Raw genomic sequence first — 23058 nt, 5'->3', positions numbered from 1 at the left:
ACGCAGCATCGACGCAGCACGGACGCAGCGGCAGCCCCGCGTCAGCGCAGGTCGTCGCGGCCGCGGTCGCTCAGCTGGGCGACCAGTCCAGCGAGCCGCTGGGCGTCGTCGTCGGCGATCACGAGCAGGGCATCCTCGGTGTCGACGATGCTGATCCCCTGCACTCCGACCAGCGCGACGAGGCGGTCCGTGGATCCGTAGACCGTCGCCGTGGAGGACAGCGCGGCGACGGCCTGGCTCCCCAGCACCCGGACGTCGGAGTCTGCAGCGCCGACCGCACGAGCGCCCAGCACGGGGACCCGACCGTCGGCCGAGGCGGAACCGCTCGCGCCGCCAGTGGCAGCACCTGAGCCGGGGCCGTTCTCCCGCAGCTGCCGGGCGAGCGCCGCGAAATCGCCCACGTCATCCCAGCCGAAGGTCGCGGGCACCACGGCCACCTTGCCCGCGGCGGCGAGCGGCTCGGCGAGCGCGTGATCGATCGCGATGCTGGTCAGACGCGGCCAGGTCTCGGCGAGCACCCGGTCGTAGTCCGCCGTGCCATGCACTGCGGCGATCTCCCGCACACCGGCGGCGAGACCAGGGATCTGTGCGGCCAGCTCGTCGAGCAGCACCCGGGCGCGCACCACGAACATGCCGGCATTCCAGAAGAACGTGCCCGCGGTGAAGAACTGCTCCGCGGTCTCGCTGTCGGGCTTCTCGACGAAGCGGGACACCGGCCGAGCACCGGTCGCATGCAGGGCCGCGGCGCCACCGTCCGTGCCGCCGACGGGCCCGGCGTCCCCGCCCTGCTCGATATATCCGAAACCGGTCGCCGCATGAGTGGGCTGGATGCCGAGGGTGACCAGGTAGCCGAGCTCGGCGGCACGCCGTGCCGCTGTGACCGCCTCGCAGAAGGCCTGCTGATCGGTGATCAGATGATCCGCCGCGAACGACCCGATGACCGCGTCGGGCTCCTCGCGCTCCACCAGCGCGGCAGCCAGCGCGATCGCCGGCATCGAGTTGCGTGGGGACGGCTCGACGAGGATCCGTGCCGAGTGCGTCGGGTCGCCGCTCTGCGCCTTGTCCTGCGCCTCGCCCTGCCGCGCGCCTTGCACGCCATGCCGCCCCCGGGGGATGCCCACCTGCTCCTGCACCGCAGAGACATGAACCGCGCCGGTGACCACGATCGGCGAGCGGTCGGCGAGCGGCACGAGCCGCTGCACGGTCTGCTGCAGGAGCGAGGACCCGCTGCCGGTGAGGTCGAGCAGGAACTTGGGACGAGCGCGGCGCGAGAGCGGCCAGAGCCGAGTACCGGCACCGCCGGCCGGGATGATCGGAACGAAAGGAGCCTGCGACATGCGGCGAGCATATCCAGGCCCCGACGGGCTCACAGACTGGTCACGAGCGCCACGATGGCGACCACCAGTGCGGCCGCCCCCAGCCACATCACCCACGGAGGGATCCCTCCGGGCTTGGCGGTGACGTTGGTGATGTAGATCGAGATGACCCAGGCGACGCCGAGCACCGCCGCGAGGACCACCAGCACCACGGTCAAGGCACTCATGCCTCCACCCCGTATTCCCAGTCGGGCACTGTTTCCTCCGTCATCCCAGTCCTGCCTGCATGGAAACCCGCAGTCTATCCGGGGCAGCAGTCTATCCGGGGCAACTGCCTCGGCAGCTGCCTTCGCAGCCGCCCCGGAGACGGTGCGGTGCACGGCGCCCACGGGCGCTCGGAGGCGAGCTCTCGAGGGCAGGAGTTCACGATCCCGAGAGACCGCCGCCACCTCTCGAGCTGCGCACTGACCGCCCCCCCTGGTCGATGCGGCCGGCCCTGTCACGGGGCCGGTCGCATCGACATCGGCTCACCAGGCGCTCTCGTAGGGCCCGGGAGCAGAGCGGCATACTGTCAGCGCCTCGCCTGCTCTGGTCACCCCGCAAGCTCGCGGCACACTCCCGCCGATGAAAGGCCGCCTCCGATGACGACACCCCCGTCCCGCACGCTCCTCGTCCTCATCGCCGGACCGATCGCCGCGGGCAAGAGCGCCGTCTCCCGGGCTCTCGCCAAGGCGCTGCGAGCCGACGGGCACCAGCTCGCGCTGGTGGAGCTGGACCAGATCGCGGACATGGCGCGGCCGACGCTCCCGGACTGGGCCGACGCCCACCGCATCTTCGCCTCGGTCACCACCCAGTGGCTCGACGCAGGCCTGGACCTGGTGATCGCCGAGTCCGTGAGCAGCCGCAGCGAGTTCGATCTCGTGCTCAGAAACGTTCCCGCGGGAACGCCTCTGCTCACGGTGGTTCTCACCTGTGCTGTCGAGACCGCACTGTCCAGGGCTTTGACTGACCCGACCCGCGGGGTCTCCCGGCAGGAGGGTCTCCTGCGCCGCGTACATGCCGAATGGGCACAGCAGAAGCCGCTGATCCCGGCCGACGTCGTACTCGATACCGCCGCTGTGCCGCTCGCCGAGAGCGTGGACCGGATCCGTGCCACGCTCACTGCGCATCTGCCACGAACCGACCGGCAGAGTTCGGTCGACGAGCTGATCGCCGAGGCAACCGCAGCAGACGTGGACGGCTGGGGCTTCGGCTGGCTGGACGGCCGCGCCGCGGAGGAGCGTCCGGACTGGGGCTACGCCGGGCTGCTCGCCGAGGCGGTGGCCGGTGCCGAGCTCGCGATCGATCTCGACACAGGGGGCGGGGAGGTGCTCGGGCAGTGCCCGCGCCTCGCCGCTCAGCAGCACGTCACCGAGTCCTGGCCGCCGAATGCCGCGCAGGCCCTAGCACTGCTGGGCCCGCGCGGGGTGCAGGTGCATGAGACCGAGCCCGGCGCCCGGATCCCGTTGCCCGATGGCACCGCAGATCTGATCACCTCCCGCCACCCGGTGCGCCCGGACTGGCCGGAGATCGCCCGCGTACTCGCCCCGGGAGGCGAGTACCTGGCCCAGCATGTCGGCCCGGGCTCCGCCTTCGCGCTGATCGAGCATTTCGTCGGGCCCACCACCGAGGCTCAGCGCCGCGGCCGCCACCCCGAGGACGAGGCCGCCGCGGCGGAGGCCGCGGGACTCGAGGTCACCGTGCTGCGCACCGCGCGCCTGCGGATGGAGTTCTTCGATGTGGGGGCCGTGGTGTGGATCCTGCGGAAATGCGTGTGGTGGGTGCCGGACTTCGACGTGGACCGCTACCGGGAGCAGCTGCTCGCGATGGACGAGATCATCCGCCTCGAGGGCTCCTTCGTCGCCCACTCCACGCGGCACCTGCTCCGGGCGCGGCGGCGCTGATCCCTCGGTGCGGATAACGTCTGCAGGTGTGGAGACCATGACACCGACCTGTTCCGTCGTCGTGCCCGTGCGGGACGACGCGCGCGAGCTGCGCGGGTTGCTGAGCGCCCTCGCCCAGCAGACGGAGCCGCCGCTGGAGATCATCGTGGTGGACAACGGCTCCCGTGACAACAGCGCCGCCGTGGCCCGCTCCGCGGGCTGCATAGTCCTGACGCACCCGGTGCCGGGCATCGCCGGGGCGGCGGCGCTCGGGTACGACGCCGCTCGCGGTGACCTGATCGTCCGCTGCGATGCCGACAGTCGGCCCCCGCCGGGATGGCTCGCCGCGCACCGGCGGGAGCACACCGCCGCGGCCCCCGGCACGGTGATCGTCACCGGGCCGGGCCTGTTCCGCCTTCCTCGGCCGTGGGCGGGGCTCGTCTCTGCCGTCTACGTCGGCGGATATCTGCTGCTGACGGCGGCGGCGCTGGGTCACTTCCCGGCGTTCGGCACCACGATGTCGATGCCGCGGTCCTGGTGGGAGCAGGCGCGGGAGGGGGCCTCGCGCAGCGCGGAGGTGCACGACGACATGGACCTCTCGTTCCAGGTGCGGCCGGGCCAGAGGGTGCAGTTCTCGCGCGAGGTCGGCGTCACCATGTCCTCGCGGGCACTGGCCCTGGACCGCGGCCAGCTGCTGCGCTGGCGCCGGGCCGCGCTCACCCTCCGTCGCAACTGGCGTCGAGAGCGGCCGTGGGAGCGCTGGGTGGCACGGTGTCGCGGGTCCCTCACCGTCACCGCGGCGCGGCCCGGCAGATGAGCGGCCGCGCAGCGGGCGTCGCCCGATCGGTGGCGCTGCTGCCGGTGCGGTGGTCGGGGTTGGCACTGGCCCTCGGCTTCGCCCTCACCGGCCATTGGGTGGAGGTGGCGGTGTCGATGCTGGTCGCGCTCGCGCAGGTGGTGGCGTGGCGGTCGGGCTTGCCGATCCGCTGGGAGATCGCGACCTCGCTGGCGTGCCTGGTCGCGGCGATCAGCTCGTTCCTGCTGCTGTACGAGAGGCTTCCGTGGTGGGACCTGCCCGTGCACGCAGCACTCACCGGCCTGCTGGCCGTGCTGGTGGCGCGCGTGCTGCACCGTTCGCGGCCGCCGGCGGCGAGGGTGATCACCACCGGGGCGCTGCTGGCGGTGGTGTGGGAACTGATGGAGCTGGCCGGCCACCGCTGGGTGGACCCCACCGTCCACGTCGCCCCGGCGGACACCCTCACCGATCTCCTGGCAGGGTTCGCGGGGACCATGGTCGCCGCACTGCTGTGGGGCCGACGCGCGGCCGTCACGGAGAATTCATGACGGCCGCCGGGGCGCGCTTCAGTCGTCCGAGACGGTGACGGTCACCTGGATGTTGCCGCGGGTGGCGTTCGAGTAGGGGCATACCTGGTGGGCGGCGTCCGCGAGCTCCTGCGCCTGCTCGTGCGCGAGGTTCGGGATGACCACCTCGAGCTCGACGGCCAGCTGGAAGCCTCCGTTCTCGTCCGGCCCGATCTGCACCCGTGCGCCGACGGTCGAGTCGGTGACATCGGCCTTGTTCTGGCGTGCGACCAGGGTCAGCGCGGAGTGGAAGCAGGCGGCGTAGCCGGCGGCGAACAGCTGCTCGGGATTCGCGCCCGCGCCGGTGCCGCCCATCTCCTTCGGCGTGGCCATGTCGAGATCCACCGCACCGTCCACAGTGCGGACGTGACCGTCGCGGCCGGAGCCGGTGGACAGGGATTCTGCGGTATAGAGGGCCTTCATGGGATCTCCTTCATCGATTCCGGCCGGGGCCGGGTGGTTCCTCCGGCGGGGACGCCGGGGGCTCGGTGGCGGCGACGGTGTGCATCGTCCGGGTGAGCGCCTGCAGGGTGTCGATCAGCTCTCGCGCCGCGGCGATGCTGCCGAGCCCGGTGCCTTCGGCGATGCACGCCGGGACGTGGGCGAGCTCATCGCGCAGCTCGCCGCCGCGAGCCGTGAGCACGACGCGCACCACCCGCTGATCCACCTCGCCGCGCGTGCGCTGCACGAGACCGGCGGCCTCCATGCGGCGCAGCATCGGCGAGAGCGTCCCGGAGTCGAGCTGGAGGGTCTCCCCCAGCGCCGAGACGGTCTTCTCCTCGTCGCTCCACAGCACCACGAGCACCAGGTACTGGCCGTAGGTCAGCCCCCAAGGCTCGAGCAGGGCCCGATACGCCTGGGTCGTGGCCCGCTGGGCCGCGTAGAGGGAGAAGCAGACCATCTCATCCGTCGTCGCCATGCGGAAAGAATTGCACACAATTAAATTGCGCACAACCTTTTAGGCGCGACTGTGGCCACCGCCGCGCCACCGCGCCACCGTAGGCGGCGCCACCCGGGCACGGCGCCGCCGGCCCGCGCGGCGCTCGGCCCCCGGTGGAGCGGGTCAGCGGCGAGAGCCCGGGGGCCGTCCCGGGACGCTCTCGCTCGGCGCCAGCGCACCCGAGACCTGGTGGGGGACGTACGGCGCCTCGAGCGCAGCGATCTCGTCGACCGTGAGCTCGAGGTCGAGCCCGCCGAGAGCACTATCGAGATGGCTGATCTTCGTGGCGCCGATGATCGGGGAGACCACCGGATCCTTCGCGAGCAGCCAGGCCAGTGCCACATGCACGCGCTCGACGCCGCGGTCCTCGGCGATCCGCGCGACGTGCTCGACGATCGCGCGGTCCGTGTCCTCTGTCGAGTCGTACTTCGTCTGCGCGGTGGCGTCGGTGCGGGCGCGTTCGGTGTCCGCGTTCCAGTCGCGGGTGAGGCGCCCGGCGGCGAGCGGGCTGTACGGGGTGGAGGCGACGCCCAGCTCCCGCAGCAGCGGCATCATCTCCCGCTCCTCCTCGCGGTAGAGGAGGTTGTAGTGGTTCTGCATCGAGATGAATTTCGTCCACCCGTTCACCTCGGCCACGTGCTGCGCCTGCAGGAACTGCCAGGAGAACATCGCCGAGGCGCCGATGTAGCGGACCTTGCCCGAGCGCACCACATCGTCCAGGGCGCGCATCGTCTCCTCGATCGGGACCGTGTAGTCCCAGCGGTGGATGATGTAGAGGTCGATGTAGTCGGTGCCGAGCCGCCGCAGGCTGGCCTCTACCTCGGCGAGGATCGCCTTGCGGGAGAGACCGGCGCCGTTGGGCCCGTCGTGCATCCGCCCGTGCACCTTGGTGGCAAGCACGATCTCGTCCCGCTTCGCATAGTCCACCAGCGCCCTGCCGAGGATCTCCTCGCTGCGGCCGATCGAGTAGACGTTCGCGGTGTCGAAGAAGTTGATGCCGACGTCGAGGGCGTGCCTGATGACGGGGCGGGCCGCATCTTCCTCGAGCACCCACTGGTGGATCCAACTCTCGGGGTCCCCGAAGCCCATCGCGCCCAGACAGAGGCGCGAGACGTCCAGACCAGCGCTGCCGAGCTTCACATACTCCATGGCGTGCTCCTCCTGCTGGGTGCATCCGGGCCGCGACTGCCCGGCGGGCCCATCCTCGCATCAGCCGCGAAGCGGTCAGCTGCACTTCCGGAAGGTCTTCCCTCCGGGCATGCCGTATCGCTTACCCGTGTACCCGCCGGCGTCGGCGTGCGGGATCTCGGGCCCGTACGGGACGCAGCTCGAGCTCGACGGGGATCCAGATCCGTTCGAGCCGCCCCGGCCCGAGGACTTCCCTTCGGAGGACGAGCCGCCAGAGGACCCAGAGCTGCCCGAGCCGCTGCCGGAACCACCGCCCGAGCTGGACCCTCCGGACGAGGAGCTCTTCGACCCGGAGCTCGAGCTCTTCGACCCGGAGTTCGAGCTCTTCCCGGCAGGCTGCTGCGCGGTCGTGGAGGCGACGGGCCGCTTCGGCTTCTCCCGCTCCTCGCGCTCCTTGCGCTCCTGTTCCTCCCGTTCCAGACGCTCCTGCTCCTCGCGTTCCAGGCGCTCCTGCTCGAGGCGCTCCTCCTCCTTGCGACGCTCCTCCTCGAGGCGCTCCTGCTCGATCCGCTCCTGCTCCTCGTCGTAGGCGATCTTCAGCTCATCGAGAGTGGTGTGTGCGGACTCCGCCTGCTCGCGCAGACCGCCTGCGTCCTCACGCAGATCCTGGAGATACGACTCGAGCAGCGGTCCGGCCAACACCGCATTGCCCAGGCCGGGCAGACCGCCGACGTCGAGGCCTGCGATGAAGACATCCAGCTCCTCGAGCACGCTCGTCGCGCCGGCGAGCGCATCGCCCGGGTCGCCCTCCACCGTCGTCGGCACCTGATCCACAGCGGCGCCCTGGGCCTGAAGCTGCGAGGGAAGGGTGCACTCGATCTCCGCCGAGAACAGACCCACCTGACTCTCGCGTGCCTCCAGCGATGCCTTCTCCACCTCGGGCAGGAAGCGATCATTCGGGGCGAAGTAGACCGGCACTCCCAGCCCTGCCGCAGCGATCTCCGCGTTGATCAGCGATTCCGATTCATAGACCGTGGCCAGAGTGCGGTCATAGCGGTCCAGGCGCTCCTCGTCGTACTCGAGTTCGATCTCCGTTCCAGCGGGCAGCCGCTCGGTAAGAAACGCTGTCGCCTCGGGCCCGAGGCACTGGACCTCTTCGTCCGGGTGCTTGGTCTCGGGGGTGTCCACGTTGAGCAGCCGAACGGTGGTCTCCTCGCCATCGATGAGCGCCACGAGGGTGTCGCCATCGATCACCCGCACCACCTCACCCCGACGGTCGCCGTCCCCGCCGAACGCAGCGAACGCCGTCGCGCCGACGAGAACGATGCCGATGAGGGCCGCACCCCTGACCGCCCACCAGCGGACACCCCTGACCGGACTCAGCGGCGCACCGCTGTGCATGCCCATGACCACCTGTGACGCTCCTTAGCTCACCTGACAACTCCTCCCGTGAGCATCCCCCAGGTGGCTGACTCTGGGACACGTGCCGGCCGTAAGTACCCGACCTCACACTCGTGACATGGCAAGCTGTCCGCCGCCCCTCCCCACAGGAAGCAGCTCCACGATGCCCACCTCGCACGATCTCGCCATCCCACTTGGTCACGCCCGGATGCTGTTCGCAATGCTCTCGACCCCGAAGCTGCGCCGCGGTCTCGCCCAGCTGCTGGCGGGCGATGGACCTTCGGAGGATCCTGCGGTGCGTGGGCCGCTCTCCCGGCTCGGCTGGCTCGCGAGCGACGGCGAGGCCGATGTGGCGACCCTGCGCGAGATCACCGAGGCGCTCGGCGTGATGCGTTCCGACGAGGCGATCCTCGCGGCAGGCAGGCTGGAGGGGATCCCGGTGAAGACCGAGGAATCACGCGCGGTGAGCAGCCGGATCGCGCAGATCGTGTTCGAGCGCGTCGGGTCGGAGCGCACCCTCACCGAGGGTGAATTGAACGCCGCGATCGCAATGTTCGCCGCGGATGTCGCCCTGGTGCGGCGGGATGCGGTAGATGCGGGAGTGCTGACCCGTTCCGCCGACGGTGCTGCCTACCGTCTCACCGCCGAGTGACCGCTGGTCGTGCCCCGCGGGTCAGCCGCCGAGGTTCTTCTTGAGCAGGTGGATCACTCTTCTGATCACCGGCAGGCCGAAGAGCACGACGACCCACAGCATGCTGATGTTGTAGCCCATGGCCCTCATGGCGATGATCGCGAAAACCGCTACGCCGATGAAGGGGACGAGCATCGCGATCACCCGGCTGATCGTTCCGCGAGTGCCCCGGGTACTCCCTTCGCTCGACGTCCCGGTGAAGCTCGATGTCCAGGGAGAGTTCTGACCGCGGCCTTCCGAGTTCGCAGCATCTCCGGTGGCATCTCCGAAACGAGGCGCCATCGACTCCGCATCCTGCGCGCCGTCTCTTCCGTGGGGGTCCGGCTCCGCTGCGGGCCAGGAGTCCCGAGCGCCCCGGGGGTTCTGCGGGACGTCGGAGGAGAAGTCGGAAGAGAAACCTCCGGAGTCTCGCCCTCCGCCCGGTGTTCCACCGCCGCTGCGGTCCCCTCCACCCAGCCAGGACGGGTCCCCACCCGGTCCGTGATCGTCGTTCCCCCATCGATTCGTCATGCGAATACTGTAGGCGCCCGGGCCGCTCCCCGAGCTCGCATCTCGGTGTCCCACTGCGCGCTGCGGGCGTGCGCGATACGGTCGACGGATGCCCCATCTCAGCGATGACCAGGTCCGTGATCTCCTCCCCTCCCCTGCGCGTGCGGTCGAGCTGATGCGCGAGACGCTCCTCGCCCTGGCCGATGGCTCCGCCTCAGTGACTCCGAAGTCCCAGGTGATCCATGAGCAGGGTGGGTTCGCGAACGCGATGCCCGCGGCCTGGCCGGAGCGCGGACTGCTGGGAATGAAGTGGGTGGTGGTCACGCCCTCGAACCGTGCCCGCGGCAAGGACATGATCGGTGGCCTGATGGTGCTCTCCGGGGCCGACGGCACCACCCGCGCCACGTTGGATGCCGCCGAGCTGACGGCCCTGCGCACCGCCGCGGTCACCGGTGCCTCGCTCGCCCTGGACGGGCGGCCGATCACCTTCGTCGGCACCGGCGTCCAGGCCCGCTCCCATGCCCGGGTCATCGAGGCGCTCGGTCGCGGCCCGCTCACGGTCTGGGGACGTCGCCCGGAGGCCCTCGAGGAGCTCACCGCCTGGTGCGCCCAGCACACCCCGGACCTCGAGCTGCGCACCACCACCGACCGCGCTGCCGCCCTGGACGGGGCGGGCGTCGTGATCAGCGGGCTGCCGATCGGGCTGACGGGCACCGCGCTCGCCCCCGGCGAGGTCGCCCCCGACACCACCCTGCTCCCCGTGGACTACGCCTCGGTGGCGGGCGCGGAGATCTCCCGCACGGGCACCGTGGTCGCGGACGATCCGGCGCAGTTCGAGGCACTGCGCCCGCTCAAGCACGGAGCGGACTACCCGCACGCGACCGGTGCCACCGGCGATCTGCTGCGCAGTGGTCGGCCCGAGGGACTGCTCGTCGTGCAGAACCTGGGCTCGGGCCTCGGCGACGTGGTGCTCGCCGACGTCGTCGCCCAGGCGGCCGGCGCATGAATGCACTGAGCATCCGCCCGCTCACGGAGGAGCTGGTCGAGGCGATGTCCGTAGCGAAGCCGGGCTGGGGTTCCGCCGCTCCGGCCTGGCTGGAGAGCATGCGCGCGGGTCGCAGCACCCTCCTGGTCGCGGTCGACGGCGAGGACCCGGTCGGGGTGGCGCAGCTGGTCCACGACGAGATCCCCGAGGCCTGCAACGTCGGCGTCCTGGAGTCGCACCGCGGCCGGGGCATCGGCGCGGCGCTGATGCGCGAGGCCGAGCAGCTCGCTGAGCCAGCCGGGCGGCTCCGCCTCGGCGTCGGCACGGACAACCCCGACGCCCGCCGGCTCTACGAGCGGCTCGGTTATCGCGGGCTCGGCGAGCTCGTCACCACGACCTACGACTACATGGACGACGAGGGCGTGCGCCGCACCGCCACGGAGACCGACGAATGGATGGAGAAGGACCTGAGCTGACGCGCGCCGCGCCTCCCGCCGCGCGGCGCCATCGCCTCTCCGTCCCGTCACCCCTCCGTCCCGTTGCCCTTCGTCCCGTCGGCCCCTTCCACGCCGTTCGACACGGGCGTACTCTGAAATCCACAGCGTCGAGCGGATCACCCGCTTCCCAGCCGTGCGGTCGGTGCGAGCACCGCCCCGGCCGACCCGTCGGAGCTCCTGCACGGAGCACACGAACGGAGGGACAGACATGTTCATCGACGGCCCCGTCCACCCACCCCTGACCCGCGCGGACGACGACCCCGCGCGCGCACCCGTGAGGTGGGCCGCGATCATCTGCGGGATGTTCTTCCTCGCGATCGGCTTCGCAGGATTCTTCCCCGGCTTGACGTCGAACTACAACAACATCGAGATGGGCTACGGCTCCGAGGCGATGGTGCTGGGCATCTTCCAGGTGTCCGCGTTGCACAACCTCGTCCACCTGCTCTTCGGCGCCGTCGCCATCGCGCAGTCGAGGTTTCCGTACTCGGCGCGCCGGATCCTGCGCATCGGCGGCGGCCTCGCCGCAGTGCTGTGGCTCTTCGGCCTGCTCGTCGACCCGAACTCGTACTCGAACTTCCTGCCGCTGAACCTCGTCGACACCTGGGCGTACTTCGTCCTGGCGATCGTCATGATCGGGCTCTCGTTCCTCTCCGGCGACGTCACGCCCGCCACAGCGAAGGCCGACCACCGCTCCTGAACGTCGGCCATGGGCCGACGACGCGCGTGCTCCGACGCCCCTACCGCAGCACGGCGCGCGTCGCCGTGGCATCCGCCGTGCTGCCTGGCAGGTGGATGAGCGCCGAGAAATCGGTGGAGGCTCTGCGCACCTCGAAGGTGTCCCGCACGGCCCGTGAGTCAGTGAACAGGGACGTGTCCACCTGCCAGCCGATGAACCGGCGGGGGCCGGGGTGCACGAACTCCTCGCTGGTCACGACGGCTCGGCCGAGCTCGGCGAGCGCGCGGTCGGTGGTGTCCGCGTGGACCGGCGGCAGCGGCACCGCCGCGTAGTCGTCTCTGCCGGTCGAAGGGTCCACAGCCCGGCATTCACCCTCGCCGCACAGCATCCCCACTGGCACGTACCGCTCCCCGAGCGCCTGGTCGATCAGGTGCCCCATCGTCGGTCCGCCCCAGCCCTCGGGGTTCCGGGCGAGGTGCTCGTTGTGCGCCCAGAGCACGGTGATCCCGTGGCGGGGCAGGTTCTCGAGCAGGGTGTCGGCCATGTGGGCCTCGCGGCGGTGCAGCCGGGTGAGGTCCGGCGCGAGCAGGTACGCGTCGGCGTGACGGCGGAGATTCTGCGCGAGCGCCGCCGTCTGCGGATCTCCGTCGGCCTCGAGCGTGCGGCACACCTGCACCAGCGCGCTCACCCCGTCGGCCGTGAGCGCATCGCGAGCAGCGACCGCGCGCAGCGCCGGCGCCTGTGCACCCCTCTCGAGCAGCGCGCGAGCGGTGCGATAGGGCTTGGAGATGTCGACCCCGAGGAACCGGGGTCGCCCCGCTGTGGGGAGGGTCGCGATGATCTGCTGCAGGGTGCGCAGGCCATCCCGGATGGTCGTGGTGTTCCAGAGCGAGCTGCCCAGGTCCCAGGCGGCGTCGAGGTCTCCCCCTCCGCGCAGCGCGGCATCGACCTGCAGGCCTACCGTGAAGGACTCCTCGAATGCGAGCATCGCGAGGCTGCCCGTCCGGGCCAGCTTGTGGATCATCTCGAACTTCAGGGCGAACGCCTCAGCGGTTCCGTGCGTGGGCTCCCCCAGCCCCAGCACCGCGTCCTCCGCGAGGCCCGAGAGGAGTCTGCTGACGAGGGAGGCGCTCATACGGACAGCTTTCCATCACGTTGGTCACCATCGCGTGCGACCCGCACTCCCCCGCGATATGATGATTTCATCATGCCACTATCTCAGAGCCAGCGTCCCCTCTACGAGGTCAAGGCCAACCTGTTCAAGGGGCTCTCCCACCCGTTCCGCATCCGCCTGCTCGAGCTGCTCGCCGACGCCGACGAAGTCAGCGTCGCCGCGCTCCAGGCCGAGACCGAGCTCGAGGCCTCCCACCTCTCCCAGCATCTGGCCGTGCTGCGTCGCCACCACCTGGTGACCTCCGAGCGTCGCGCGAGCCACGTCTACTACCGCCTGGCCGATCCGCGCATCCGCGAGCTGCTGGCGGTGGCCCGCGCCCTCCTGCTGAACATGCTCAGCGAGGACCGTGCACGGCTGGATGCCGCCCAGAGCCTGCCCGAGATCAAGGCGGCACAGCGATGACCGCCCCCGCCCTCTCCGCGCGTCTGCGCACGGCATTGGTGCGCTCCCGCGGCCTGTGGCCCGCCCGCGAGGACTACCGCCTGCTGCCGAAGACCTGGCGGAAGGACCTGCTCGCGGGCGTGACCGTCGGCATCGTCGCGCTGCCGCTCGCGCTCGGCTTCGGCGTCAGCTCCGGCCTCACCGCGGAGCAGGGGCTCATCACCGCGATCGTCGCCGGACTGCTCGCCGCCGTGTTCGGCGGCTCGAACGTGCAGGTCTCAGGGCCGACGGGGGCCATGGTGGTGGTCCTGGTCCCGATCGTCGCCAACTACGGCGTGGGCGCGATCGCGGCCGTGACCCTGCTGGCCGGGCTGATCGTCACGGTCACCGGACTGCTGCGCCTGGGGAAGGTCGTCTCGATCATCCCGTGGCCGGTGATCGAGGGGTTCACACTCGGCATCGCCTGCATCATCTTCATGCAGCAGATCCCGCTGATCACCTCCGCGGATCCGGCCGCGCCGGGCGAGCACAGCTCGAACGCCCTGGTCGCCGCCGCGCAGTCCCTCATCGCCGCGGACCCCGCCTACCTGCTGTGGGCACTGGGGGCGGTGGCGATCGTGGCGGCCTGCATGGTGATCGCGCCCCGGATCCATCCCTCGATCCCCGGCTCCCTCATCGGGATCGCCGTCGTCGCACTGCTGGCCGTGCTGATCCCCGGTCCGCTGGCCACGATCGGCGCGATCCCCGCGAGCCTGCCCGCCCCCTCGCTGCCGCGCATCGATCCCGAGCTGCTGGGCGTGCTGCTGCCGGCCGCCGCCACCGTCGCGGCGCTCGCTGCGATCGAGTCGCTGCTCTCCGCGCGGGTGGCCGGCTCCATGGCGGACACCGGCGCCTTCGACCCCGACCGCGAGCTGGTGGGACAGGGGATCGCCTCGATCGGCGCGTCCCTGTTCGGCGGCATGCCCGCGACCGGCGCGATCGCCCGCACCTCGGTGTCGATCCGCGCCGGGGCCCGCACCCGCGCAGCCTCGATCGTGCACGCGCTGGTGCTGCTCGCGGTGGTGTACGTCGCGGCCGGACCGGTGGGGATGATCCCGCTGGCGGCCCTGGCCGGGGTGCTGTTCATGACCGCGATCCGGATGGTGCGCCTGGCCACGGTGCGGGCAATCATGACCTCCACCCGCTCCGATGCCTGGATCTTCGCGATCACCGCATTGATCACCGTGTCCTTCGACCTGATCGTCGCGGTGCTGATCGGCGTGACGCTCGCAGCGGTCGTCGCCCTGCGCGCCGCCTCCCGCTCGACCGGCGTGACGCTCGAACCGATCCGCGCAGAGCAGCCCAGCGAGCTCGACACCTCGATCGTCGCAGTCCGCTTCCAGGGACCGCTGTTCTTCGTCTCTTCCGAGCGGGTCTTCGAGACGGTCATGGGAGTGGGCGAGGTGACCGTGGTGATCCTGCGGCTGGCCCGCCTCGAGCGGGTCGACGCCTCCGGCGCCCAGGTGCTGGCAGAGCTCGTGCGCGGGCTCGAGCGGCGCGGCATCACGGTGCTGATCAAGGGGGTGCAGGACAGCCACAGCTCCCTGTTCCGCCAGGTCGGAGTGCTCGCGGCACTGCGCCACCACAAGCACCTGTTCGTGGACTTCGACAGCGCGCTCGAGCACGCGAGATCGCACGTGGAGCGGGCGCGCGCCGCGCAGCCGCCGTCCGCCGTCGCGGGATCCTGAGGCGGCAACCTCTCAGGCGACGCGCACCAGCTCCCGGCGGAGCCGGCTCAGCTCATCCCGGGTGCTCCACCCGCTGAACAGACCGGCTCCCGGCTCGAGCTCGCGCCCCTCGGCGAGGGTGCCGACCCGCACGGGCTCGTAGCCGATCAGATGCAGCAACCGGCCCACGGCATCGGCGGCTCGCTGATCGTCGGCCGCCACGGCGATCGCCCGCCGCTGTGGATCGCCGTCCTCGCGGCCGTGGTCCTCGACGTCGTGATAGCCGATGTGGTTCAGGGTCTTCACCACGTGCGCCGCGGGCAGGCGGGCCGCGAGCAGCTCGCTCGTGGACAGCAGTCCGTCGAGGTCGCCGAGCTCGGCGCGGGCGGCCGCGACCGCGGCGGCGTCCGCCTCGCCCCAGGGATTGGTCGCGTCGATCACCACGACGTCCTGGAATGCGGCGGGCTCGAGGGCGAGGGCGACATGCAGAGGCACCGTGATCGCGACGACGTCGCAGCTCAACGCGAGGACGTCGGGGCCGACGTGCCTCGCACCGGGCAGCCTCGCGGCGAGCGCGGCAGCCGGGGAGCGCCCGGCCACGGTGACCTCGACACCGCGGCGCAGGGCGGCGCGGGTGAGGGCGCTGCCGCTCTTGCCCGGGCCCAGCACCCCCAGGCGCGGAATGCGCGCCGTGCGCGGGACGGTCGCCCCGGCGGACTCCACCGCCGGCTCCACCGCCAACTCGACGGCCGGCTCCACGGGCGACTCGAGGGGCGACTCGATGGAGAGGGTCGCCGTGCTCGGCCGCGCCGTCTCGCCGTGGCGCAGCGCGCCGTGACGCAGCGCGGCATCCAGCAGATCGCGGGCGAGGGCATCGTTGCGACGGTGGCAGGGGGCGTTGGTGCGAGGGCGGGCGAACGCGCCGACGGGCAGCTCGGAGGTCCAGGGGCCGACGGCCCACAGCCGAGGCTGCGCCTGGCCGTCCGGTCCGATCACCCGGTGGTGGGAATCGACCTCGAGCGTGCCGGGTGAGGCGGCGGACTCCTTGCCCACCGCCGTCCCACCGCCGGTCACGAGGTCCCGCAGCAGCGGATTCGTGGACTCGGCCAGGGACGGCTCGGGCAGGAAGGCGTCGACCAGGGCGTCGGTCGTGACGCGCACGCCCGCCCCGCCGCGCGCAGTGAACAGGCCGGAGGCCTCGTCGGCGCTGACCCTCACCTGCGGTCCCAGGAAGTGGACCACCCCGGCACGCTCGAGCGCGAGCAGCTGGTGCAGGCGGTGCGGCGGGGGCCCGGAGTCGACGAAGCTGAACAGTGAGTGCCACCAGCGCGGGTAGCCGCCGGCCTCGCCGCCGCGGAGCCGTGCGGCGGGCAGCTGATCCACGAGCACGCCGTGCAGGCGCAGCAGCAGCTGGAACAGAGCCCGGGCGGAGCTGACGTCCCCGTGGGTGCGGGAGCGGAGGTCGTGCTCGATGTGACGCACCACGGCGTCGCGGGTGACCCGCGGATGGGCATCGCCCTCCAGCCAGGACAGTGGACGGTCCAGCCAGTCGAGGGGCTCCTCACCAGGGGCTGCGAGGGGCGAGGCCGGCACCCAGCGGTGGATCTCTGCGGCGATCAGCGGCACCACGTCGGCGCGGAAGTCGAGGAGGCCGTCGGCGTCCTCCCGCTCGCGCAGCGCCCCGGGGGTGACATGCACGAGGTCGCCGAGCCCAGCGGGCTCGCCCTCGTCGCGGACCTTCGAGTGGTAGGGCACCCCACGGCGCGATCCCACCCAGAGCCGGGGCTCCCGGCCCGAGGGGACATAGTTCAGGCGCCCGTGCTCTCCCGGTCGCGGATCCGGCGTGAACACTCCCCCGCGCCCCTCGGTGAGCAGCGCCATCAGGTCGATGAAGGCCAGGCCCATGCCACGCACGATCACGTCATGCCCGGGGGCGAGGAGGTCCAGCTGCGCGTCGGAGGCCTGGGACGGCGCGAGATAGGTGCCGCCGTGGCGGCGGGCGAAGGAGGACAGCTGGTGCCGGACGGCCGACGGGCGCGCATCGGTATGTCCCGCGGCCAGGAGCAGCAGGTCCGCGCGCAGCGGGTCACGGTCCTCGAGCTCGACCACCCAGCCCGCTCCGTCGACCGCGGCGGTGGGGCGCACCACCGTGGGACGGACCGCGGGAGGGCGCACCGCGGTCGCCGTGGTGCGGTGCACGGTGACCGTGACCGCCTGCGGCAGTCGTGTGAGGACCTGTCCGAAGAACCATTCGAGGTAGAGCGCCTGCACACGCCGGCTCGGGAAGTCCGCGGCCTGCAGCGCCTCGATCTCGGCGAGGCGCTCGGTGCCGGCGGTGGGTGCCTCGATGGTGCCGCGACGGATCCCCTCGGCCCACTCCGCGAGCGAGGGGCCTGCCTGGACGGGGCCGGCGCAGTCGACCGTGTCATCGGGATAGATCGAGACGTCCGCCGCGCGCGAGTTCATCAGCAGCAGCGGGCTCTCCGTGGCCCGCCAGATGCGTCCGGCTCCGGGCATGTGCGGATCCACGATGTCGACCTGCAGCGGGGCGTGCGCGAGGGTCTCGCACAGCGCGGCATTCGCGCCGAGCCGCTCGAGCACGCCGATCGCTCGCGGTCCGCCGCCGATGATCGCCAGGCGCGTGCTCGCTGCCCTGATCGAGGAGTTCATCCGTCGGGATCCCTTCTGAGGTGCTTCTGTGTCATACCGTGACGATCCATAGCCGCCGCCTTGCATGTTCATTAGATTGGCTTATACCGTCGGGTCCTGCAAGCCCGGACCACGCTCCGGTTCACGTTCCGTCACGGAAGGCACCTCATGACCTCGTCCGTCGTCTCCCCTGAGACCGCACGCCGCACGCCCCCGGCCACCCACGCCGCCGGGCATGCCCCGGCGAGGGGACCGCACGAGATGTCGTGCCCGAACGGCCAAGCACCGCCCGAAGACCTCTCCCACCTGCGGGTCGTCCCAGCCCGGCATCCTGGCCGCGTGGTGCTCGCGGTGGTCGTCGGCCTGGTCGTCGCCGCCGTGCTGTACTCCTTCGTCACCAACCCGAGGTGGGAGTGGGGCGTGGTCGCCCAGTGGTTCTTCGCGGAGTCGATCATCCGCGGACTGCTCGAGACGCTGAAGCTGACCGTGCTCGCCGGCGCCCTGGGCTTCAGCCTGGGACTCCTGCTCGCCCTGATGCGCCTGTCCCCGTCGGCCCTGATCTCGGGTGTGAGCTGGACGTTCTCCTGGGTCTTCCGCTCCACCCCGCTGCTGGTGCAGCTGCTGCTCTGGTACAACCTCGGCTACCTGTACGAGCAGGTGCGGCTCGGGATCCCGTTCACCGATGCGACCTTCTTCGAAGCACGCACCAGCGACCTGATGACGCCGATGCTCGCCGCGGTGCTGGGCCTGGGCCTGCACCAGGCGGCCTACTCCGCAGAGCTGATCCGCGGCGGCATCCTCTCGGTGGACCAGGGCCAGCTGGAGGCGGCGAGCGCGCTCGGCATCCCCGCCCGAGACCGTTCGCTGCGGATCGTGCTGCCGCAGGCGATGCGCGCGATCCTGCCGCCCGCCTTCAACGAGATCATCGGGCTGGTCAAGGGCACCTCGATCGTCTACGTGCTCGCCCATGCGGAGCTGTTCTTCACCATCCAGCTGATCTACGGCCGCACCCAGCAGGTACTGCCGATGCTGCTGGTCGCGACAGTCTGGTACGTGGTGATCACCTCGGCGCTGTCCGTCGGCCAGTACTACATCGAGCGCCACTACTCCAAGGGGGCGGTGCGCACCCTGCCACCCACCCCGCTGCAGTCGCTGCGCGCCCGCCTGGCCCGCTTCCGCCCCACCCCGACGGGAGCCCCCGCATGAACCTGCTGACCCGACTCCCCCGCCGCCGCAGGCCCGGCCCCGCCCCGGCGCTGAGCAGCGCGCCGCGCAGCGCGCCGATCTCGGTCGATTCCGAGCCCGGATCCGCCGATATCGGCTCAGAACCGTCCGATCTGGCCGATCTCGATCTCGCCGATCTCGACCGTCGGGCCGTCGACGCGGCGGACACCGCCGCACCCGGCCACCGGCGCGGCGGACTGGTCGAGATCCGCGGCGTGCACAAGTCCTTCGGGGACCTCGAGGTGCTGCGCGGCATCGACCTGCGGATCGAACCCGGCTCCGTCACCGTGATCCTGGGCCCCTCCGGCTCCGGGAAGTCCACCCTGCTGCGCACCATCAACCACCTCGAGCCCGTCACCGAGGGCCTGGTCAGCGTGGACGGGGAGGTCATCGGCCACCGTCGCGAGGGGAACCGGCTGCATGAGCTGCACGAACGGGAGGTGCTGCGCCAGCGCACCGCGATCGGCATGGTGTTCCAGAGCTTCAACCTCTTCGCCCACATGACGGCGCTCGCGAACGTCGCCGAGGCGCCCCGGCGCGCTCTCGGGGTGCCCCGGCGCGAGGCCGAGGCGCGCGCCCGGGAACTGCTCGCCCTGGTGGGGCTCTCCGACAAGGAGCGTGTCTACCCCCGTCAGCTCTCCGGCGGGCAGCAGCAGCGGGTTGCGATCGCCCGGGCCCTCGCTCTGCGGCCGAAGGTGCTGCTGTTCGACGAGCCCACCAGCGCACTGGACCCCGAGCTGGTCGAGGAGGTGCTGGCGGTGATCCGGTCACTGGCGCGTGCTGGCACCACGCTGGTGATCGTCACCCACGAGATCTCCTTCGCCCGCGACGTCGCCGACACCGTGGTCTTCATGGACCACGGCCGGATCGTCGAACAGGGACCACCCGCGGAGGTCCTCGACCACCCACGCCACGAACGCACCCGTTCGTTCCTGCAGCGGGTGCGCACCGGCGAGGGCGTCCCCGTCGCCGCAGCTGCCCTGCCTGACCTTCCTGACCTGCCCCACCATCATCCCGAGGACCACTCATGACCCATCGCTCCCAGCCCCACCGCACCCCGTCCCGCTCCACGCTGCCTCCCCGCACCCCGTCCCGCCCCACGCTGTCACGCCGCACCCTGGCAGCGTCTGGCCTGCTGCTGCCCGCCGCCCTGCTCGCGGCCTGCTCCGATCCCGCTCCTGCCGCCATCGCTGGCAACGACTCAGGCTCCGGCTCTGCGGCGTCCGACGGCGGCGGGGCGAACGCGGGAGGCATCGACACCTCCGGCACCCAGGAGCTGATCCGCGCCACGGCTGATGAAGAGATCGCCGCCCTGCTGCCACCTGAGGTCGCCGAATCCGGCGTGCTGCGGGTGGGCATCAATGGCACCAGCGCCGCACCGCTGTCCTTCCTCGCCGATGACAACCAGACCTACATCGGCTCCGAGATCGACATCGCCCGCATCGTCGCGGACAAGCTCGGCCTCGAGTTCGAGCTGAAGCTGACCACCTGGGAGAACTGGCCCCTCAAGCTCGAGGCCGGAGAGTTCGACGTGGTCCACGCCAACATCGGCGTCAACGCTGAACGGCTGCAGAAGTTCGACTTCGCCTCCTACCGCGCGGCCTACATGTCGTTCCTGGTCAAGAAGGGCGCGGACTTCTGGCTCGAGGACGCCGACTCCCTCAGCGGACGCATCATCGCCGTCGGCAACGCCACCAACCAAGAGCGGATCCTCACCGACTGGAACGCCGAGCTGGAGTCGGCGGGCAAGGAGCCCGCGGAGCTGAAGAACTACTCCACCGACGCCGACACCCTGCTCGCCCTCGGCTCCGGACGCGTCGACGGCTACATCTCCCCCTTCGCCTCGCTGAGCTTCATCGCGGCACGTCGTGATGACTTCGAGCTGCAGGGGCGGATCAATGCCGGTTGGCCCGACGAGACCCTGGTCGCCGGAACCTTCGCCGGCGGCAGCGGTCTCGCCGCCCCGTACGCGGCGGCGCTCAACGCCCTGATCGCCGACGGCACCTACGGCAAGGTCCTCGAGCGCTGGCAGCTGAGCGAAGAAGCGCTGACCGAATCCCGCGCCCACACGAAGGAGAACCCGTGAGCACCACCACCCATGAGCTGCCCGGGCACCCCGCCGCAGCCTCCGACCGGGCACTGCCCGTGCTCGCCGTCGACCTCGTCACCGATCCCGCCCTGCTGGGCGGCCTCGCGGACCTGGCCCGCGGCCTCGAGAACTCCGGCATCGGTGCCCTGACCCTCAGCGACGGCGGCCTGCACCCGATCCATGTCGCCTCCCATCTCGCGCCGCTGACGGAGCACATCGGCCTGCTGCCACGCACCGACGCGGTCTACGTCGAGCCGTTCCACCTGGCCACCCAGCTGATGAGCCTCGATCACCTCAGCCACGGCCGGGCCGGCTGGCTGCTGAGCGCCGAGACCGACCCGGGGGTGGCCGCGACCGTCGGCCGCGCCGTGCTCGACCTCGACGCCACCGCCCGCGAGGCGGCCGACGTGCTCGAGGCCGCGCGGCGCATCTGGGACTCCTGGGCACCGAACGCGGTGGTGCGCGACGTCGAGCGCGGGCTGTACGTGGACGCCTCGCGCCTGCAGTACGCCGACGTCGAGGCCGAGACGTTCTCGGTGCGCGGCCCGGCGATCACCCCGCGCTCCCCGCAGGGGCTGCTCCCGGTGCTGGTCGCCGATGCGGATCGCGCCGCCGCCGGCGAGCGCGTGACGGCTGAGCTGGCCGACGGGCGGGTGCTGGACCTGGACGTCTCCGGCGGTGCGCTCTCTGGCGCCGTGAGCACTCTGATCCGGGAGGACACCACGCGCACCTCCGACGCCGCCTCGGTGCGGCTGGTGCGCCTGGTGGGCCTGGACCTCGCGGCCGATCCCCTGGGCACGGTCGCCGAGCTCGCCACCGCCCTGCGCGCCGAGGGCCTGATCGCCCCGGGCCCCTCCTCCGGGCAGGACCTGCGCACGCAGCTCGGGCTCGAGCCTGCACCGTTCCGTCCCGATCCCGCACGGCGCGGCGACCGCGCCCGCCTGTCCCGCGAGGAGTCCGCATGACCACCGCCCCGTCCCTTACGCCGACTGAGGCTCCGCTCTCTTCGGAGGCCGCCGCGCTCGCCACCGGCCCGGCCGAGCACCCGCTGCACCCCGACCACACCCCCACCGGGCAGCTCGCCTTCGGCGCGTTCTTCCAGGGAGTGAACTCCTCGACGATCTGGCGCCTGCCCTCCAGCGGCGATCAGGTGGCATGGGAGTCCTTCGAGGCGCTGGTGCGCACCGCGGAGCGTGGGAAGTTCGCGGCCTTCTTCCTCGGCGAGGGCCTGCGGCTGCGAGAGCACCGCGGGGTCCCCTTCGAGCTCGACGTCGCCGGACGCCCCGACGCGCAGACCCTGCTCGCAGCCCTCGCCGCGGTCACGGAGAGGATCGGGCTGGTCGCCACCCAGAACACCACCTACAACGATCCGGTGGATCTGGCCCGACGCCTGCAGACCCTCGATCTGCTCTCCGGCGGCCGGGCGGGCTGGAACATCGTCACCACGGACAACGCCTGGACCGGGGAGAACTTCCGCCGCGGCGGCTACCTCGCTCACGCGGACAGATACGTCCATGCCGAGGCGTTCGTGCAGATCGCCGAGCAGTACTGGCGCGGCGAGCAGATCACGCACGACGGCCCCCACTACTCGGTACGCGCTCAGGGCGAGCTGCCCCGCTCCCCGCAGGGCCAGCCGGTGCTGTTCCAAGCCGGGGCCTCCCCCACCGGGCAGGACTTCGCCGCCCGCACGGCGGACGTCATCTTCTCCCCGCACGGCTCCCTCGAGGCGGCGGTCGAATTCCGCCGCAGCATCGTCGAGCGCACCGTCGCCGCCGGCAGGGACGCGGGCTCGGTGAAGATCCTCCCAGGGGCGGAAGTGGTGCTCGCCCCCACCGAGGCCGAGGCCGAGGCGAAGATCCGCTGGGTGCGCGACCTGCAGATCGGCCCCGAGCAGGCCATCGCCCTGCTCGAGCAGTACTGGGGCCGGGACCTCTCCGCCTTCGATCCCGACGGGCCGCTCCCGGACGTGCCGCCGGAGGTGGTCGAGTCCGGGGTGACCCGCGGGGCCGGCTTCCAGTTCGCCAAGGCCGAGGAACTCACCCGCGCCTGGCGCGAGGAGGCCGCGGAGAAGGGCCAGTCCATCCTCGAGTTCGCCCGCACCAAGGCCGGCGCCCGGCGCGGCACCTTCAGCGGCAGCTACGACGCGGTCGCCGATCGGCTGGTGGAGTTCGCACGCCTGGGGGCGATCGACGGCCTGAACATCACCCCGTGGCTGATCCCCTCCGGGCTCGACGACATCGTGGACCACCTGATCCCTCGCCTGCAGGAGCGCGGGGTCTATCCGGCCGACTACGCGGGGGCCACGCTGCGCGAGAACCTGGGGCTGCCGCCGGTGTGAGGGGCTAGGTGGGCGGGGCTGTGCGGATGGGGCTGTGTGGATGGGGCTGTACGGATGAGGCCCCGTGGATGAGGCCAGGTGGATGGGCCC

Annotated in this window: 23 protein-coding genes; 14 read left to right on the top strand and 9 right to left on the bottom strand. The window is 71.5% G+C overall.

Features of this window, described 5'->3' with window-relative positions:
* Nucleotides 1–41 precede the first annotated feature (41 nt).
* Together ACT3SQ_RS05165 and ACT3SQ_RS05160 are read right to left on the bottom strand one after the other, a co-directional pair.
* Nucleotides 42–1337, bottom strand: coding sequence for a mannose-1-phosphate guanylyltransferase (locus tag ACT3SQ_RS05165; RefSeq protein WP_444592155.1), 1296 nt, complete (start codon nucleotides 1335–1337; stop codon nucleotides 42–44).
* Between the two features lie 29 nt (nucleotides 1338–1366).
* Nucleotides 1367–1543: a hypothetical protein gene (locus tag ACT3SQ_RS05160; RefSeq protein WP_441444848.1), complete on the bottom strand. Its 177-nt coding sequence runs from the start codon at nucleotides 1541–1543 to the stop codon at nucleotides 1367–1369.
* 414 nt (nucleotides 1544–1957) lie between these two features.
* Here ACT3SQ_RS05160 and ACT3SQ_RS05155 point away from each other — a divergent pair, with 414 nt between their 5' ends.
* The 3 genes from ACT3SQ_RS05155 to ACT3SQ_RS05145 are packed head-to-tail and all read left to right on the top strand — an operon-like array spanning nucleotide 1958 to nucleotide 4582.
* Nucleotides 1958–3259, top strand: a complete 1302-nt coding sequence (locus tag ACT3SQ_RS05155; RefSeq protein ID WP_444592154.1) for a hypothetical protein — start codon at nucleotides 1958–1960, stop codon at nucleotides 3257–3259.
* 37 nt (nucleotides 3260–3296) lie between these two features.
* Nucleotides 3297–4055, top strand: a complete 759-nt coding sequence (locus ACT3SQ_RS05150; RefSeq protein WP_444592153.1) for a glycosyltransferase family 2 protein — start codon at nucleotides 3297–3299, stop codon at nucleotides 4053–4055.
* Nucleotides 4052–4582, top strand: coding sequence for a hypothetical protein (locus ACT3SQ_RS05145; RefSeq protein ID WP_444592152.1), 531 nt, complete (start codon nucleotides 4052–4054; stop codon nucleotides 4580–4582). Before ACT3SQ_RS05150 ends, ACT3SQ_RS05145 begins: the two co-directional genes overlap by 4 nt.
* A gap of 18 nt (nucleotides 4583–4600) precedes the next feature.
* Here ACT3SQ_RS05145 and ACT3SQ_RS05140 read toward each other — a convergent pair whose 3' ends face one another.
* The 4 genes from ACT3SQ_RS05140 to ACT3SQ_RS05125 form a co-directional block, all read right to left on the bottom strand.
* Nucleotides 4601–5023 (bottom strand): organic hydroperoxide resistance protein, encoded by a 423-nt coding sequence (locus tag ACT3SQ_RS05140; protein WP_441444852.1) that lies wholly within the window; start codon nucleotides 5021–5023, stop codon nucleotides 4601–4603.
* Nucleotides 5024–5033: 10 nt separating this feature from the next.
* Nucleotides 5034–5519 carry a MarR family winged helix-turn-helix transcriptional regulator gene (locus tag ACT3SQ_RS05135; RefSeq protein WP_441444853.1) on the bottom strand — a complete coding sequence of 162 codons (486 nt, stop codon included), beginning with the start codon at nucleotides 5517–5519 and terminating at the stop codon, nucleotides 5034–5036.
* Between the two features lie 144 nt (nucleotides 5520–5663).
* The gene (locus ACT3SQ_RS05130; RefSeq protein ID WP_441444854.1) at nucleotides 5664–6689 is read right to left on the bottom strand and encodes an aldo/keto reductase; all 1026 of its coding nucleotides are present in this window, start codon (nucleotides 6687–6689) and stop codon (nucleotides 5664–5666) included.
* A 75-nt stretch (nucleotides 6690–6764) separates the two neighbouring features.
* Nucleotides 6765–8075, bottom strand: coding sequence for a thermonuclease family protein (locus tag ACT3SQ_RS05125; RefSeq protein WP_444600890.1), 1311 nt, complete (start codon nucleotides 8073–8075; stop codon nucleotides 6765–6767).
* Nucleotides 8076–8232: 157 nt separating this feature from the next.
* On the opposite strand from ACT3SQ_RS05125, the gene ACT3SQ_RS05120 reads away from it, so the two are divergent.
* Nucleotides 8233–8721, top strand: a complete 489-nt coding sequence (locus tag ACT3SQ_RS05120) for a DUF2087 domain-containing protein (protein WP_441444856.1) — start codon at nucleotides 8233–8235, stop codon at nucleotides 8719–8721.
* A gap of 21 nt (nucleotides 8722–8742) precedes the next feature.
* Here ACT3SQ_RS05120 and ACT3SQ_RS05115 read toward each other — a convergent pair whose 3' ends face one another.
* Complete coding sequence (locus tag ACT3SQ_RS05115; RefSeq protein ID WP_441444857.1) at nucleotides 8743–8904, bottom strand: hypothetical protein; 162 nt, start codon at nucleotides 8902–8904, stop codon at nucleotides 8743–8745.
* 454 nt (nucleotides 8905–9358) lie between these two features.
* On the opposite strand from ACT3SQ_RS05115, the gene ACT3SQ_RS05110 reads away from it, so the two are divergent.
* The 3 genes from ACT3SQ_RS05110 (at nucleotide 9359) to ACT3SQ_RS05100 (ending at nucleotide 11428) form a co-directional block, all read left to right on the top strand.
* Nucleotides 9359–10255: an ornithine cyclodeaminase gene (locus ACT3SQ_RS05110; RefSeq protein WP_441444858.1), complete on the top strand. Its 897-nt coding sequence runs from the start codon at nucleotides 9359–9361 to the stop codon at nucleotides 10253–10255.
* On the top strand, nucleotides 10252–10710 hold the full coding sequence (locus tag ACT3SQ_RS05105; RefSeq protein ID WP_441444859.1) for a GNAT family N-acetyltransferase: 459 nt from the start codon (nucleotides 10252–10254) through the stop codon (nucleotides 10708–10710). The genes ACT3SQ_RS05110 and ACT3SQ_RS05105 overlap by 4 nt, the downstream gene beginning before the upstream one ends.
* A gap of 229 nt (nucleotides 10711–10939) precedes the next feature.
* The gene (locus tag ACT3SQ_RS05100; protein ID WP_444592151.1) at nucleotides 10940–11428 is read left to right on the top strand and encodes a DUF4383 domain-containing protein; all 489 of its coding nucleotides are present in this window, start codon (nucleotides 10940–10942) and stop codon (nucleotides 11426–11428) included.
* Nucleotides 11429–11468: 40 nt separating this feature from the next.
* Here ACT3SQ_RS05100 and ACT3SQ_RS05095 read toward each other — a convergent pair whose 3' ends face one another.
* The gene (locus ACT3SQ_RS05095) at nucleotides 11469–12542 is read right to left on the bottom strand and encodes an erythromycin esterase family protein (protein WP_441444862.1); all 1074 of its coding nucleotides are present in this window, start codon (nucleotides 12540–12542) and stop codon (nucleotides 11469–11471) included.
* 72 nt (nucleotides 12543–12614) lie between these two features.
* On the opposite strand from ACT3SQ_RS05095, the gene ACT3SQ_RS05090 reads away from it, so the two are divergent.
* Both ACT3SQ_RS05090 and ACT3SQ_RS05085 read left to right on the top strand, forming a co-directional pair.
* The gene (locus tag ACT3SQ_RS05090) at nucleotides 12615–12983 is read left to right on the top strand and encodes an ArsR/SmtB family transcription factor (protein ID WP_441444863.1); all 369 of its coding nucleotides are present in this window, start codon (nucleotides 12615–12617) and stop codon (nucleotides 12981–12983) included.
* Nucleotides 12980–14689 carry a SulP family inorganic anion transporter gene (locus ACT3SQ_RS05085; RefSeq protein WP_441444864.1) on the top strand — a complete coding sequence of 570 codons (1710 nt, stop codon included), beginning with the start codon at nucleotides 12980–12982 and terminating at the stop codon, nucleotides 14687–14689. The genes ACT3SQ_RS05090 and ACT3SQ_RS05085 overlap by 4 nt, the downstream gene beginning before the upstream one ends.
* Nucleotides 14690–14701: 12 nt before the next feature.
* On the opposite strand, the gene ACT3SQ_RS05080 is transcribed toward ACT3SQ_RS05085, so the two are convergent.
* Nucleotides 14702–17338: an FAD/NAD(P)-binding protein gene (locus tag ACT3SQ_RS05080; protein WP_444600889.1), complete on the bottom strand. Its 2637-nt coding sequence runs from the start codon at nucleotides 17336–17338 to the stop codon at nucleotides 14702–14704.
* A gap of 147 nt (nucleotides 17339–17485) precedes the next feature.
* Here ACT3SQ_RS05080 and ACT3SQ_RS05075 point away from each other — a divergent pair, with 147 nt between their 5' ends.
* From ACT3SQ_RS05075 to ACT3SQ_RS05055, 5 genes are read left to right on the top strand one after another with little or no spacing between them, the layout of a single operon-like run.
* A complete protein-coding gene (locus ACT3SQ_RS05075; protein WP_442332130.1) occupies nucleotides 17486–18523 on the top strand; it encodes an amino acid ABC transporter permease in 1038 nt (345 codons plus the stop codon).
* On the top strand, nucleotides 18520–19572 hold the full coding sequence (locus tag ACT3SQ_RS05070; RefSeq protein WP_442332129.1) for an amino acid ABC transporter ATP-binding protein: 1053 nt from the start codon (nucleotides 18520–18522) through the stop codon (nucleotides 19570–19572). The genes ACT3SQ_RS05075 and ACT3SQ_RS05070 overlap by 4 nt, the downstream gene beginning before the upstream one ends.
* On the top strand, nucleotides 19569–20627 hold the full coding sequence (locus ACT3SQ_RS05065; protein WP_441444868.1) for a transporter substrate-binding domain-containing protein: 1059 nt from the start codon (nucleotides 19569–19571) through the stop codon (nucleotides 20625–20627). The genes ACT3SQ_RS05070 and ACT3SQ_RS05065 overlap by 4 nt, the downstream gene beginning before the upstream one ends.
* Nucleotides 20624–21595 carry an LLM class flavin-dependent oxidoreductase gene (locus ACT3SQ_RS05060; protein WP_442332128.1) on the top strand — a complete coding sequence of 324 codons (972 nt, stop codon included), beginning with the start codon at nucleotides 20624–20626 and terminating at the stop codon, nucleotides 21593–21595. The genes ACT3SQ_RS05065 and ACT3SQ_RS05060 overlap by 4 nt, the downstream gene beginning before the upstream one ends.
* On the top strand, nucleotides 21592–22968 hold the full coding sequence (locus ACT3SQ_RS05055) for an LLM class flavin-dependent oxidoreductase (protein WP_441444870.1): 1377 nt from the start codon (nucleotides 21592–21594) through the stop codon (nucleotides 22966–22968). Before ACT3SQ_RS05060 ends, ACT3SQ_RS05055 begins: the two co-directional genes overlap by 4 nt.
* The last annotated feature ends 90 nt before the right edge of the window (nucleotides 22969–23058 follow it).

The organism is Brachybacterium sp. AOP42-C2-15, from assembly GCF_052377065.1.
In the GTDB taxonomy this organism is placed as follows: domain Bacteria; phylum Actinomycetota; class Actinomycetes; order Actinomycetales; family Dermabacteraceae; genus Brachybacterium.
The sequence above is the reverse complement of the archived record's forward strand: the minus strand, read 5'-3'. Positions and strand labels throughout refer to the sequence as shown.

Excerpts from the sequence above, each read along its gene's own strand:
- ACT3SQ_RS05165 (WP_444592155.1), bottom strand. The coding sequence starts at position 1,337 with ATGTCGCAGGCTCCTTTCGTTCCGATCATCCCGGCCGGCGGTGCCGGT.
- ACT3SQ_RS05160 (WP_441444848.1), bottom strand. The coding sequence starts at position 1,543 with ATGAGTGCCTTGACCGTGGTGCTGGTGGTCCTCGCGGCGGTGCTCGGC.
- ACT3SQ_RS05155 (WP_444592154.1), top strand. The coding sequence starts at position 1,958 with ATGACGACACCCCCGTCCCGCACGCTCCTCGTCCTCATCGCCGGACCG.
- ACT3SQ_RS05150 (WP_444592153.1), top strand. The coding sequence starts at position 3,297 with ATGACACCGACCTGTTCCGTCGTCGTGCCCGTGCGGGACGACGCGCGC.
- ACT3SQ_RS05145 (WP_444592152.1), top strand. The coding sequence starts at position 4,052 with ATGAGCGGCCGCGCAGCGGGCGTCGCCCGATCGGTGGCGCTGCTGCCG.
- ACT3SQ_RS05140 (WP_441444852.1), bottom strand. The coding sequence starts at position 5,023 with ATGAAGGCCCTCTATACCGCAGAATCCCTGTCCACCGGCTCCGGCCGC.
- ACT3SQ_RS05135 (WP_441444853.1), bottom strand. The coding sequence starts at position 5,519 with ATGGCGACGACGGATGAGATGGTCTGCTTCTCCCTCTACGCGGCCCAG.
- ACT3SQ_RS05130 (WP_441444854.1), bottom strand. The coding sequence starts at position 6,689 with ATGGAGTATGTGAAGCTCGGCAGCGCTGGTCTGGACGTCTCGCGCCTC.
- ACT3SQ_RS05125 (WP_444600890.1), bottom strand. The coding sequence starts at position 8,075 with ATGGGCATGCACAGCGGTGCGCCGCTGAGTCCGGTCAGGGGTGTCCGC.
- ACT3SQ_RS05120 (WP_441444856.1), top strand. The coding sequence starts at position 8,233 with ATGCCCACCTCGCACGATCTCGCCATCCCACTTGGTCACGCCCGGATG.
- ACT3SQ_RS05110 (WP_441444858.1), top strand. The coding sequence starts at position 9,359 with ATGCCCCATCTCAGCGATGACCAGGTCCGTGATCTCCTCCCCTCCCCT.
- ACT3SQ_RS05105 (WP_441444859.1), top strand. The coding sequence starts at position 10,252 with ATGAATGCACTGAGCATCCGCCCGCTCACGGAGGAGCTGGTCGAGGCG.
- ACT3SQ_RS05100 (WP_444592151.1), top strand. The coding sequence starts at position 10,940 with ATGTTCATCGACGGCCCCGTCCACCCACCCCTGACCCGCGCGGACGAC.
- ACT3SQ_RS05095 (WP_441444862.1), bottom strand. The coding sequence starts at position 12,542 with ATGAGCGCCTCCCTCGTCAGCAGACTCCTCTCGGGCCTCGCGGAGGAC.
- ACT3SQ_RS05090 (WP_441444863.1), top strand. The coding sequence starts at position 12,615 with ATGCCACTATCTCAGAGCCAGCGTCCCCTCTACGAGGTCAAGGCCAAC.
- ACT3SQ_RS05085 (WP_441444864.1), top strand. The coding sequence starts at position 12,980 with ATGACCGCCCCCGCCCTCTCCGCGCGTCTGCGCACGGCATTGGTGCGC.
- ACT3SQ_RS05080 (WP_444600889.1), bottom strand. The coding sequence starts at position 17,338 with ATGAACTCCTCGATCAGGGCAGCGAGCACGCGCCTGGCGATCATCGGC.
- ACT3SQ_RS05075 (WP_442332130.1), top strand. The coding sequence starts at position 17,486 with ATGACCTCGTCCGTCGTCTCCCCTGAGACCGCACGCCGCACGCCCCCG.
- ACT3SQ_RS05070 (WP_442332129.1), top strand. The coding sequence starts at position 18,520 with ATGAACCTGCTGACCCGACTCCCCCGCCGCCGCAGGCCCGGCCCCGCC.
- ACT3SQ_RS05065 (WP_441444868.1), top strand. The coding sequence starts at position 19,569 with ATGACCCATCGCTCCCAGCCCCACCGCACCCCGTCCCGCTCCACGCTG.
- ACT3SQ_RS05055 (WP_441444870.1), top strand. The coding sequence starts at position 21,592 with ATGACCACCGCCCCGTCCCTTACGCCGACTGAGGCTCCGCTCTCTTCG.